The following is an 11,815-nucleotide window of genomic DNA, read 5'->3' on the forward strand; positions in this document are numbered from 1 at the left end:
GTCCTCGAAGGGTTACCCTTGCTATGTCCAGATCGGTTCTGCCAGCCTCACGCCCCCTGTCTCCGCATCTGCAGATCTATCGCTTCAGCCTGCTGATGGCCTCATCCATCGTCCACCGCATCACCGGCGCGGGCCTTTATTTTGGCACCTGCCTGGTGGTTTTTTGGCTGTTGGCATTAGCCAGCGGGCCTCAAGCCTACGCCACCTTCGCCAAACTGGCTGGCAGCCCTCTCGGCCTGCTGATTCTGTTTGCCTACACCTGGGCCCTGATGCAGCACATGATGGGCGGCTTGCGCCACCTCATCTGGGATACCGGCGCCAGCCTGTCGGTCGCTGCCGCCCGGCGTCTGGCTGCAGCCGGCTGGCTTATTGCTCTCCTGCTGACACTTGCCGTCTGGGCAATTGTCTTCATCGTCCGCTGAGGAGATCGCCATCATGACCGCACCCATGCGCACCCCGCTCGGCAAGGTTCGCGGACTTGGTTCTGCCAGGACCGGCTCCGATCATTTCTGGCAGCAGCGCCTGACGGCGATCGCCAACATCCCGCTCTTGCTTGCCTTCATCGCCATTCTGATCATCGGCGTTGGCAAATCCCATGACGAGGCGCGCGCTCTTGTCGCTCATCCTCTCATCGCCATCGTGCTATTGCTGGTGGTTCTATCGGGTGTCATCCACATGCGTCTTGGCATGCAGGTCATCATCGAGGACTACATTCATGGCGAAGGCGCCAGGATCTTGGCCATCGTGGCCAATACCTTTTTTGCCATCATCGTCGGGCTGGCGGCTGTTTTTGCCATATTAAAGCTCAGCTTCGGCGTCTGAAGCAGCTCGGAGAACTCTCATGGCCGACGGACATGCAAACGGCAAGGCGACCCCCATGACCAATGGCAAGGCCTACCGCTTTATCGATCACACCTTCGACGTGGTGGTGGTGGGCGCGGGCGGTGCGGGCTTGCGGGCAGCGGTCGGCTGCTCCGAAGCCGGCCTCAAAACGGCCTGCATCACCAAGGTCTTTCCCACCCGCTCGCATACTGTGGCAGCGCAGGGCGGCATCTCGGCGGCGCTTGGCAATATGGGCGAGGATGACTGGCGCTTTCACATGTACGATACGGTGAAAGGCGCGGACTGGCTGGGCGATCAGGATTCGATTGAATACCTTGTGCGCAACGCGCCTGCCGCCGTCTACGAGCTTGACCATTGGGGCGTGCCGTTCTCGCGCACCGAGGAAGGCAAGATCTACCAGCGCCCCTTTGGCGGCATGACCATCAATTACGGCAAGGGAACAGCACAACGCACCTGCGCTGCCGCCGACCGCACCGGCCATGCAATCCTCCACACGCTTTACGGTCAATCGCTGCGCAATCAGTGCGATTTCTTCATCGAGTATTTCGCCATCGACCTCATCATGGATGACGAAGGCGCCTGTCGCGGTGTCGTCGCCCTGAAAATGGATGATGGCACGCTGCATCGCTTCCGAGCCGCCCGCACCATCCTGGCGACCGGCGGTTATGGCCGTGCCTATTTCTCGGCAACGTCCGCCCATACCTGCACCGGCGATGGCAACGCCATGGTGCTGCGCGCCGGCCTGCCGCTGGAAGACATGGAATTCGTGCAGTTCCACCCGACCGGCATTTACGGCGCCGGCTGCCTCATCACCGAAGGCTCGCGCGGCGAAGGCGGCTATCTCACCAATTCGGCTGGCGAGCGCTTCATGGAACGCTACGCGCCATCGGCCAAGGACCTCGCCTCGCGTGACGTCGTCTCGCGCGCCATGACCATGGAAATCCGCGAAGGGCGGGGCGTCGGCAAGAAACAGGATCACATCTTCCTGCATCTTGACCACCTCGATCCGAAAATCCTGCATGAGCGCCTGCCGGGCATCTCCGAAAGCGCCAAGATTTTCGCCGGTGTCGATGTCACACGCGAACCGATCCCGGTCATTCCTACCGTCCACTATAATATGGGCGGCATTCCCACCAATTATCATGGCGAGGTGCTGACGAAAAAGGACGGAGATCCGGACGCCGTCGTCCCCGGCCTGATGGCGATTGGCGAGGCGGCCTGCGTCTCGGTCCATGGCGCCAATCGGCTGGGATCGAACTCGCTGATCGATCTCGTGGTCTTTGGCCGCGCCGCCGGCCTGCGCTGCGCTGAAGCCATCAAGCCCGGCGAGAAGCAGCCGGAATTGTCCGCAAAGGACGGGCAGCTCGCCATCGAGCGCCTCGACCGCTTCCGCCATGCCTCGGGCGCCACACCCACCGCCGAATTGCGCGCCGAGATGCAGGCGATCATGCAGGCTGATTGCGCTGTCTACCGCACCGGCGAAACGCTGGCGGCCGGCAACAGCAAGATCCACAAGGTCTGGTCGGGCGCTGATGACATTCGCACCACTGACCGCTCGCTCATCTGGAATTCCGATCTCATCGAGACGCTCGAATTCGACAATCTCATCGCCCAGGCGGTGGTGACGCTCGAATCAGCCGTCAACCGTACCGAGAGCCGTGGCGCGCATGCGCGTGAGGATTATGCCGAGCGCGATGACAAGAACTGGATGAAACACACTTTGTGCTGGGCTGACGACAGGACAAAAAAAATCGTGATCGATTACCGGCCTGTGCACACCTACACGATGTCAAACGACATCGTGTACATCGCACCGAAGGCGCGGGTGTATTGAGAAAGCGTAAGGCGCAACATGAGCGAACCGGACAACCTCGTCTTGCAACTCCTGCGCCGCATGGACACCCGGCTTGACCGGATCGAGAACCGCCTTGACGATCTGACCCAGCGTGTCGGCTCGGTTGAACGGCAAACGGCCAATATTCGCGACGATATCGTGCGTATTGATGTCCGGCTCGATCACATGGAGCGCCGCCTTGATCGCATCGAAAAGCGGCTCGAACTTGCCGATGCGTGAGTAACGCCTTCTTACGAAAGACTTCAACCGAACGGAACAGCAGGCCCATGGCTGAATTCACACTCCCCCGCAATTCCCGTGTCGTTACCGGCAAGACATGGCCAAAGCCGGCCAACGCCACACGCACCACTGAATTCCGCATCTACCGCTACGATCCGGACGGTGAATCGAACCCGCGCCTCGACACCTATTTGGTCGATCGCGATGATTGCGGGCCGATGGTTCTCGATGCGCTCATCTGGATCAAGAACAAGGTTGACCCCGGTCTGACCTTCCGCCGCTCGTGCCGCGAAGGTATCTGCGGCTCCTGCGCCATGAATATCGGCGGCGCTAACACCCTCGCCTGTACGCGCGGCATGGATGAGGTCGGCCCGGTCATCACCATCTACCCGCTGCCCCACATGCCGGTGATCAAGGATCTGGTGCCGGATCTCTCCAATTTCTATGCCCAGCACGCCTCCATCGAACCCTGGCTTCATACTGTTTCGCCGGAACCTGAAAAGGAATGGCTGCAATCGCGCGAGGAGCGCGAGAAGCTTGACGGGCTTTATGAGTGCATCCTGTGTGCCTGCTGTTCCACCTCCTGCCCGAGCTATTGGTGGAATGGCGACCGCTATCTCGGCCCTGCCGTCCTGCTGCAGGCCTATCGCTGGCTGATCGATTCGCGCGATGAAGCGACCGGTGAGCGCCTGGACAATCTCGAGGACCCCTTCCGCCTCTATCGCTGCCACACCATCATGAATTGCGCCCAGGCCTGCCCCAAGGGGCTCAATCCGGCCAAGGCGATTGCCGAGATCAAGAAGATGATGGTGGAGCGGCGGGTCTAGCCCGCCGCCTTGATGAGCCGCAATTCCTCGTCAAGCATCGCCTTGGCAATGCCCACACCGCCGCTGATCGCCTCGCGCATGAGGGACATCGGCGTTGGCATGGATGAGGGGATGGTGCCGACCGCCTCGTCCTGATCGAAGACGATTTTGCCGCCGAATTTCTTGCACAGGCCACGCATCGCCGAATTGCTGGTCAGGCAATGAAAGGTGACATCGCTCACCGAGCGATTGCGCGCGGCATCGATAATCCGCTTGAAAAGCTCAGAGCCGATCCCATGCTCCTGATAAGAAGCCTCGACACTGAAGGCGGCCTCCGCCTGCGCTGGCCATGACGGGTGGATGAGATGCAGCTCCGCCACCGCCCGCAATGTGCCAGCGTCGAAATACCCGTAAAAGACGGTCAGTGTCTTGATCGAGCGCTCTGCGTAACCTTGGAGAAAACTGTCTGAAACGAAACCCTGGAAACGTTTCCTGCGGCTGTCGCTATCTAGTCTGAGTAAATGAGCGGCGAACGCCTCACGATCAGCAGGCCACAGGCGCCTGATGGCACCACGTCCAATAAAACTACCCGGCATTGCAAACTCCTCACGATATCCTCGTGTCGATCTGAACCCGTGGCGATTCCCCTGACGTCATATGGTGCTTCACTGCCTGAACGGCAAGTGAAATATTTGTGCAGTGCAACATAGAAATGACATTAATCGTATGAGCAAGATCATGCCGGCAAATACGCACATTTCCGCAGCCTAGACGGTAGAAAATGATCATTTTCGTTCATTTGAGCTCGATTGCGGCCAATTGTGCCGTCCCGTTCATTCCAAAACATTGCCACCAGCAAATGGGTCAGGCCGCAGCGCCGGCATCCCCGGCCACCCCATCATCATGAACCGACCGGGCGCTGGTGGTCTCGACCATCCGCTGCTTGCGCGCACGGCCTCCTGATGGAGACGCCCCTAACACAAGTGCCCCAACGCTATGGCGGCATCGCGATCCTTCTTGCCCTGGCGCCAAAAGCGAGGTTGAAACTTGGGCCTGAACCATCGACAATTGAATCATAAGAAACCCGAAACAGGAAACACCCATGCGCACCGTCGGCCATTTCATTGGCGGCAAACATGTTGCCGGCACCTCGAACCGCTACGCTGATATTTTCCAGCCGATGACAGGCGACGTCATCGGCAAGGTCGCGCTGGCATCAACGGCCGAACTTGCCGCTGCAGTAACGAACGCCGCTGAGGCACAGAAGGGATGGGCTGCCACCAACCCGCAGCGTCGTGCCCGTGTGCTGATGAAATTCCTCGATCTCGTCGCCCGCAACAATGAGGAACTGGCCGAGTTGCTCGCGCGCGAACATGGCAAGACCATTCCTGATGCCAGAGGCGATATCCAGCGAGGCGTCGAAGTGGTGGAATTTGCCATCGGCATTCCGCATCTGATGAAGGGGGAATATACGGAAGGGGCCGGTCCCGGCATTGATATTTATTCCATGCGCCAGCCCCTGGGCGTGGTGGCCGGTATTACACCCTTCAACTTTCCGGCCATGATCCCGATGTGGAAATTCGCCCCGGCGCTGGCCTGTGGCAATGCCTTCATCCTGAAGCCGTCCGAGCGCGATCCCGGCGTGCCGATGCGCCTTGCCGAGCTGTTGATCGATGCCGGCCTGCCGCCAGGTGTGCTGAACGTCGTGAACGGCGACAAGGAAGCGGTCGACGCCATCCTCGATCATCCCGAGATCAGGGCGGTCGGTTTCGTCGGTTCAACCATGATCGCCGAATATATCTACTCCCGCGCCAGCGCCACGGGTAAGCGCGTACAGTGCTTCGGCGGCGCCAAGAACCACATGATCGTCATGCCGGATGCGGATATGGATCAGGCGGCCGATGCGCTGATTGGCGCCGGCTACGGGTCTGCCGGCGAGCGTTGCATGGCCATCTCGGTCGCCGTGCCGGTCGGCCAGAAGGCGGCCGACGAATTGATGCGCCGCCTGGTGCCGCGCGTCGAAAGTCTGAAAATCGGCCCATCGACCGACCCCTCCGCCGATCTTGGACCACTCGTCACCAAGGCCCATCTCGACAAGGTGAAGGCCTATGTCGATCTGGGAGTGAAAGAGGGTGCGCGCCTCGCCGTCGATGGCCGTGATTTCAAGATGCAGGGCTACGAGAACGGCTTCTACATGGGTGGTTGCCTGTTTGACGACGTAACGTCGGACATGCGCATCTACAAAGAGGAGATTTTCGGGCCCGTTCTCTCCGTGGTGCGCGCCAGGGATTACAACGAAGGTCTGCAACTGGCCAACGACCATGAACTGGGCAATGGCGTTGCCATCTTCACCCGCGACGGCGATGCGGCGCGCGATTTTGCCGCCAAGGTCAATGTCGGGATGGTCGGCATCAACGTGCCGATTCCAGTGCCGCTTGCCTATTACACGTTTGGCGGCTGGAAGCGCTCGGGCTTTGGCGATCTCAATCAGCACGGACCCGATTCAATCCGCTTCTATACCAAGACCAAGACCGTCACCTCGCGCTGGCCATCGGGCATCAAGGACGGCGCAAGCTTCGTCATCCCGACGATGGGCTGAGGCAATGGCCGCGCCGGCCGCGCCGGCTTTTGACTACATCATCATCGGCGCGGGTTCTGCCGGCTGCGTGGTCGCGAACCGGCTTTCGGCTGATCCGCGTAATCGCGTCCTTCTGTTGGAAGCTGGTGGCAGCGACAACTGGATATGGTTCCACATTCCCGTCGGCTATCTTTTTGCCATCGGCAATCCCCGCGCTGACTGGATGTTCAGGACCGAGGCCGAACCCGGCCTCAATGGCCGCTCTCTCGCCTACCCGCGCGGCAAGGTCATCGGCGGCTCATCTGCCATCAACGCCATGATCTCGATGCGCGGCCAGGCGGCCGATTACGATCACTGGCGCCAGCTTGGCCTTGCCGGCTGGGGCTGGGACGATGTTCTGCCCGAGTTTCGCCGGCTTGACGATCATTTTCTGGGCGACACCGCCTATCATGGCAAAGGAGGAGAATGGCGGGTGGAGCAGGCCCGCCTGCGCTGGGATATTCTCGACGCGGTGGCCGACGCTGCCACTGAAATGGGCGTGCCGCGCACGAGCGATTTCAACACAGGTGACAATGAGGGCGTCGGCACCTTTCATGTCAATCAGAAGCGCGGTGTCAGATGGTCGGCCGCCCGCGGCTTTCTGAAGCCGGTCCTTGCCCGGCAAAATCTGCTGGTGCAGACAAACGTGCTGGCTGAACAGATCATCATCGATCGCGGCAGGGCGGTCGGCGTGCGCTATCGCCATAACGGTCAGGTGAGTGAGGCGCTGGCGCGCCGTGAAGTGATTTTGTGCGCCGGCTCGGTCGGCTCGACCCAGCTTCTGCACCTCTCCGGGATCGGACCGGGGGAGTGGTTGCGCGCACTTGGCATCGACGTCACGCTTGATCGTCAAGGCGTCGGGCGCAATCTCCAGGACCATCTTCAGCAGCGCGCCATTTATGAAGTAGCCAATGTCAGGACGTTGAACGAGACCTATCATTCGCTGATCGGGCGGGCGCGCATGGGGCTTGACTATGCGCTCTTCCAGCGCGGCCCGCTCACCATGGCGCCGTCGCAGCTTGGCATCTTCACCCGCTCCTCCACCACCCATGAGCGCCCCAACATCCAGTTTCATGTCCAGCCGCTGTCGCTCGACAAATTCGGCGATCCGCTGCATCGCTTTCCAGCGATCACCGTCTCGGCCTGCAATCTGCGCCCGACCTCGCGCGGCACCATCCGTGTGCGCTCGGCTAATCCGCTCGACAAACCGCTGATCGCTCCCCGCTACCTGTCGACCGACGAGGATCGGCAGGTGGCGGCAGATGCCATCCGCCTCACCCGTCGCCTCATGCAGCAAAAGGCGCTGGCGCGCTTTCAGCCGAAAGAACGGCTCCCCGGCGCGGATGTGGGTGATGACGCGGCGAGCCTGGCGCGGGCTGCCGGCGATATCGGCACCACGATCTTCCATCCGGTGGGTACCGCCAAGATGGGATTGGCGAGCGATCCGCTGGCAGTCGTCGATGAGCGTCTGCGTGTCATCGGCTTGAGCGGCCTGCGGGTGATCGACGCCTCCATCATGCCAACCATCACATCAGGTAACACCAACACGCCAACCATCATGATCGCTGCCAGAGGCGCCGCCATGGTGCTGGAGGATCAGCGCCAGTAAGACAACAGCAACGCCGGCTGGCATGGTACCGCCCGATTGCGCTCTACCGCTCGCTCATCCTGCACCCGCGTATCATCGCTGCCGGTGCGGTCGGTATTCTGTCGTTGCTCGTTCTCCCCACCACGCTGCCATCATCGGTATGCTGGGCGAGGCGAGGGATGCGGTAGGTGCCACCAGGCTCATCGTTTTTGCGGTGGCGGCCATAACGATCACCATCTCATGGACCATCACCCAGCTGCTTTTTGCCATCCATTACGCTCATGAGCACTACGCGGCGGCGGTCAGATCCGGCAGCAAGGGCGCGCTTGAGTTTCCCGGCAACGAACTCCCCGATTACTGGGATTTCTTCTATTTTTCCACGTCGATTGGCGCCACATCGCAAACTTCCGATGTCGCCATCCTGAGCCGGATCATTCGCCGCCTGGTAACAATCCACGCGATTGTATCATTATTCTTCAATGCAACCGTGCTGGCGCTGGCCATAAATCTTGCTGCCGGGCTTGCCGGCTAGGCTATGCGGCAAAAAGTGGACGCCGGTTTTCGCTGACAGCCCGCGAAAAGCATAATTTAAGAGCATATAACGCAGCGCCTATATGACAGCCGCCATCGCCTTCAGCCGCTCAAGTTTGACGGCGGCCAGTCGTCGCGCCTCATCATTCTTGGCGTCGCGGACATCCTCTTCGCCGTTACGCATGTCCTGTTCGAGCTTCGAGCGGTCGATATCCTCTACCGCCTGCGCGTCCTCGGCCAGGATCGTCAGACCCTGCGCGCCAATTTCTGCAAACCCGCCGCCAACGAAGATGCGCCGCGTGCCGCCATCACCCTCAACCACAAGAACGCCTGGACGCAGCGTCGACATCAGCGGCGCATGACGGGCGAGTACGGTCATTTCGCCTTCGCTGCCCGGCACGACGACGGAGCGCGCATCAACAGCCAGAACGAGACGTTCCGGCGAGACGAGTTCAAATTTGAAGGCATCCGCCATTGGTCGTTTCCGTCCTTACGCCGCAGCGGCGAGCTTCTGCGCCTTCTCGACGGCTTCCTCGATGGTGCCGACCATGTAGAAGGCCGCTTCCGGCAGATGGTCATACTTGCCATCACACAGGCCTTCAAAGCCCTTGATGGTATCCTCGACCTTCACATATTTGCCGGGCGAGCCGGTAAACACTTCGGCGACGAAGAAGGGCTGCGACAGGAAGCGCTCGATCTTGCGGGCACGCGCAACCGCGATCTTGTCCTCTTCCGACAGCTCGTCCATGCCGAGAATGGCGATGATATCCTGCAGCGCCTTGTAGCGCTGGAGAATTTCCTGCACCCGGCGCGCGACGCCGTAATGACGCTCACCGATGACCCGCGGCTCCAGCATGCGCGAAGTTGAATCGAGAGGATCGACCGCAGGGTAAATACCCTTTTCGGCAATCGCCCGGTTGAGAACCGTGGTGGCATCAAGATGCGCAAACGAGGTCGCAGGCGCCGGATCGGTCAGATCGTCGGCTGGCACGTAGATCGCCTGCACCGAGGTGATCGAACCCTTGGTCGTGGTGGTGATACGTTCCTGCAGCGCGCCCATGTCAGTGGCAAGTGTCGGCTGATAGCCCACCGCCGAGGGGATGCGGCCGAGCAGGGCCGAGACTTCGGAACCAGCCTGGGTGAAACGGAAGATATTATCGACGAAGAACAGCACGTCCTGGCCCTGGTCGCGGAAATATTCGGCAACCGTGAGGCCGGTGAGGCCGACGCGCGCGCGTGCGCCCGGCGGCTCGTTCATCTGGCCGTAGACGAGCGCGCATTTCGAGCCCTCGCCGCCGCCCTTCTTGTTGACACCCGATTCGATGAACTCGTGGTAAAGGTCGTTACCCTCGCGCGTGCGCTCGCCAACGCCGGCAAACACCGAGAAGCCGCCATGCGCTTTGGCGATGTTGTTGATCAGCTCCTGGATGAGCACCGTCTTGCCGACGCCCGCGCCGCCGAAGAGCCCGATCTTGCCACCCTTCGCATAAGGCGCCAGCAGATCGACGACCTTGATGCCGGTTTCAAGAATCTGCGCTTCGGTCGACTGGTCGACGAATTCCGGCGCCGGCTGATGGATGGCGCGCTTGACCGTGTGCGTCACCGGGCCTGCTTCGTCGACCGGCTCGCCGATGACGTTGACGATACGCCCGAGCATCCCCTCGCCCACCGGCACCTCGATCGGCGATCCGGTGTTGGTCACCGGCTGGCCGCGCACCAGACCTTCGGTCGAGTCCATCGCAATGCAGCGCACCGTGTTCTCGCCCAGATGCTGGGCGACTTCCAGAACCAGGCGGTTGCCGAGATTGCTGGTTTCGAGCGCGTTCAGAATCTGCGGCAAATCGCCGTCAAACTGCACGTCGACGACGGCGCCGATGACTTGGGCGATCTTGCCGTGGGCGGCGGTGGCTGTAGCCATGGTTCAATCCTCACATAAGGCTTAATCAGAGCGCTTCAGCGCCCGAGACGATTTCGATGAGTTCCTTGGTAATCTGCGCCTGACGCGTCTTGTTATAGGTGAGCGTCAGCTTGCGGATCATGTCGCCGGCATTGCGCGTGGCGTTATCCATGGCGCTCATGCGAGCGCCCTGTTCGGAGGCGGCATTTTCAAGCATCGCCCGGAAGATCTGCACCGATATGTTACGCGGCAGAAGATCGCTCAGGATCGCCGTTTCATCCGGTTCATATTCATAGGCAGCCCCGTCGCTCTTGACCGCCGCATCCGCCGGGACTTCAACCGGGATGATCTGCGTTGCTGTCGGTATTTGCGAAATCACCGATTTGAAGCGTGCGTAAAAGAGCGTGGCGATATCGAATTCGCCAGCCTCGAACATGGCAAGCACGCGCTTGCCAACCTCATCGGCATTCACATAACCGATCTGCTTGACGCCACGCAGTTCAACCAGTCCGACGATCCAGCTGGCAAAATTGCGCCGCAGCGCATCATTGCCCTTCTTGCCGACGCACAGGATCTTGACGTCCTTGCCTTCAGATGACAGGGCGAACGCCCGCTCGCGGGCGATCCTGACGATGGAATTGTTGAACCCGCCACACAGGCCGCGCTCAGCCGTGCAGACAATCAGAAGGTGGACCTTGCTGGCGCCCGTGCCCGCCAGCAGGCGCGGCGCGCCAGGCGATGATTTGAGCGTCGAAGACAGGCCGTAGAGCACCTTCTCCATGCGCTCGGCATAGGGGCGCGCGGCCTCCGCCGCAAGCTGCGCCTTGCGCAGCTTGGCAGCGGCGACCAATTGCATCGCCTTGGTGATTTTCTGCGTTGCCTTAACCGAGGCGATACGCAGGCGGAGGTCCTTTAACGAGGCCATGAAGAGGTCCTGGTTCCCGATTTACTTGAGGGCGGCAATCCCAGCCAACGCGATCATGGCATCTTGCGACGAGAGAACACCTGACACGCCGATGCCACCGATAATCTTGCCATCAACGACGATCGGCAGCCCGCCTTCAAGCGGCATGATGCCAGGAACTGCGAGCAGACGCGGCGATTGCTGCAACGCGTCTTCCAGCGCCTTCGTGGGCCGCCGATAGGCAACAGCTGACGATGCCTTGCCCTGGGCGATCGCGACACTGGCCGTCTGCGTGCCGTCAAGGCGGCGCAGATAGACCGCATGTCCGCCCGTATCCACAACGCTGATCACCACATTCCAATTGTTTTTCCGGGCTTCCGCTTCCGCCGCATCGACCATCTTTTTCGCCATATCAAAGGAAATCGACAGGCCGTAGGGCGGCGGTGGCGCGGCCGGGGTCTGGGCAACCGACAGGCTGGTCATGGCGAGCAGGGCTACAGCAATACCGACGATCAAACGTGACATTGGTCTCTCCCGTGGTAACCCCCGACCCAT

General features: G+C 60.8%; 13 protein-coding genes. 8 read left to right on the top strand and 5 right to left on the bottom strand.

The genetic code is table 11. The annotated features are described in order from the left end of the window. Positions 1-23: 23 nt before the first annotated feature. From sdhC to ACINK1_RS10720, 5 genes are read left to right on the top strand one after another with little or no spacing between them, the layout of a single operon-like run. Positions 24-422 carry a succinate dehydrogenase, cytochrome b556 subunit gene (gene sdhC, locus ACINK1_RS10700; protein WP_376800351.1) on the top strand — a complete coding sequence of 133 codons (399 nt, stop codon included), beginning with the start codon at positions 24-26 and terminating at the stop codon, positions 420-422. 13 nt (positions 423-435) lie between these two features. Continuing rightward, positions 436-822: a succinate dehydrogenase, hydrophobic membrane anchor protein gene (gene sdhD, locus ACINK1_RS10705; RefSeq protein ID WP_376800352.1), complete on the top strand. Its 387-nt coding sequence runs from the start codon at positions 436-438 to the stop codon at positions 820-822. 19 nt (positions 823-841) lie between these two features. Continuing rightward, positions 842-2,677 carry a succinate dehydrogenase flavoprotein subunit gene (sdhA, locus tag ACINK1_RS10710; protein WP_376800353.1) on the top strand — a complete coding sequence of 612 codons (1,836 nt, stop codon included), beginning with the start codon at positions 842-844 and terminating at the stop codon, positions 2,675-2,677. An 18-nt stretch (positions 2,678-2,695) separates the two neighbouring features. Next, positions 2,696-2,917 (top strand): hypothetical protein, encoded by a 222-nt coding sequence (locus ACINK1_RS10715; protein ID WP_376800354.1) that lies wholly within the window; start codon positions 2,696-2,698, stop codon positions 2,915-2,917. A 47-nt stretch (positions 2,918-2,964) separates the two neighbouring features. Next, entirely contained in the window at positions 2,965-3,744 is a 780-nt protein-coding gene (locus ACINK1_RS10720; RefSeq protein ID WP_376800355.1) for a succinate dehydrogenase iron-sulfur subunit, read from the top strand. On the opposite strand, the gene ACINK1_RS10725 is transcribed toward ACINK1_RS10720, so the two are convergent. After that, the gene (locus ACINK1_RS10725; RefSeq protein WP_376800356.1) at positions 3,741-4,319 is read right to left on the bottom strand and encodes a GNAT family N-acetyltransferase; all 579 of its coding nucleotides are present in this window, start codon (positions 4,317-4,319) and stop codon (positions 3,741-3,743) included. The genes ACINK1_RS10720 and ACINK1_RS10725 overlap by 4 nt on opposite strands. A 506-nt stretch (positions 4,320-4,825) precedes the next feature. Between ACINK1_RS10725 and ACINK1_RS10730 the strand changes: the two genes are divergently transcribed. From ACINK1_RS10730 to ACINK1_RS10740, 3 genes are read left to right on the top strand one after another with little or no spacing between them, the layout of a single operon-like run. Then, complete coding sequence (locus ACINK1_RS10730; protein WP_376800357.1) at positions 4,826-6,322, top strand: CoA-acylating methylmalonate-semialdehyde dehydrogenase; 1,497 nt, start codon at positions 4,826-4,828, stop codon at positions 6,320-6,322. 4 nt (positions 6,323-6,326) lie between these two features. Then, positions 6,327-7,949 (top strand): GMC family oxidoreductase, encoded by a 1,623-nt coding sequence (locus ACINK1_RS10735; RefSeq protein ID WP_376800358.1) that lies wholly within the window; start codon positions 6,327-6,329, stop codon positions 7,947-7,949. A 22-nt stretch (positions 7,950-7,971) separates the two neighbouring features. Then, complete coding sequence (locus ACINK1_RS10740; RefSeq protein WP_376800359.1) at positions 7,972-8,460, top strand: DUF1345 domain-containing protein; 489 nt, start codon at positions 7,972-7,974, stop codon at positions 8,458-8,460. A gap of 78 nt (positions 8,461-8,538) precedes the next feature. Here ACINK1_RS10740 and ACINK1_RS10745 read toward each other — a convergent pair whose 3' ends face one another. Genes ACINK1_RS10745 through ACINK1_RS10760 form a run of 4 tightly spaced genes read right to left on the bottom strand, consistent with a single transcriptional unit; the run spans position 8,539 to position 11,785 of the window. Continuing rightward, a complete protein-coding gene (locus ACINK1_RS10745) occupies positions 8,539-8,934 on the bottom strand; it encodes a F0F1 ATP synthase subunit epsilon (RefSeq protein WP_376800360.1) in 396 nt (131 codons plus the stop codon). 15 nt (positions 8,935-8,949) lie between these two features. After that, on the bottom strand, positions 8,950-10,377 hold the full coding sequence (atpD, locus tag ACINK1_RS10750) for a F0F1 ATP synthase subunit beta (protein ID WP_376800361.1): 1,428 nt from the start codon (positions 10,375-10,377) through the stop codon (positions 8,950-8,952). 25 nt (positions 10,378-10,402) lie between these two features. After that, positions 10,403-11,281, bottom strand: a complete 879-nt coding sequence (locus ACINK1_RS10755; RefSeq protein ID WP_376800362.1) for a F0F1 ATP synthase subunit gamma — start codon at positions 11,279-11,281, stop codon at positions 10,403-10,405. 21 nt (positions 11,282-11,302) lie between these two features. Next, positions 11,303-11,785 carry a heme-binding protein gene (locus ACINK1_RS10760; RefSeq protein WP_376800363.1) on the bottom strand — a complete coding sequence of 161 codons (483 nt, stop codon included), beginning with the start codon at positions 11,783-11,785 and terminating at the stop codon, positions 11,303-11,305. Positions 11,786-11,815: the final 30 nt, after the last annotated feature.

Source organism: Raskinella chloraquaticus (SeqCode) (assembly GCF_021731865.1).
Taxonomy (GTDB): Bacteria; Pseudomonadota; Alphaproteobacteria; order Rhizobiales; family UBA4765; genus Raskinella; species Raskinella chloraquaticus.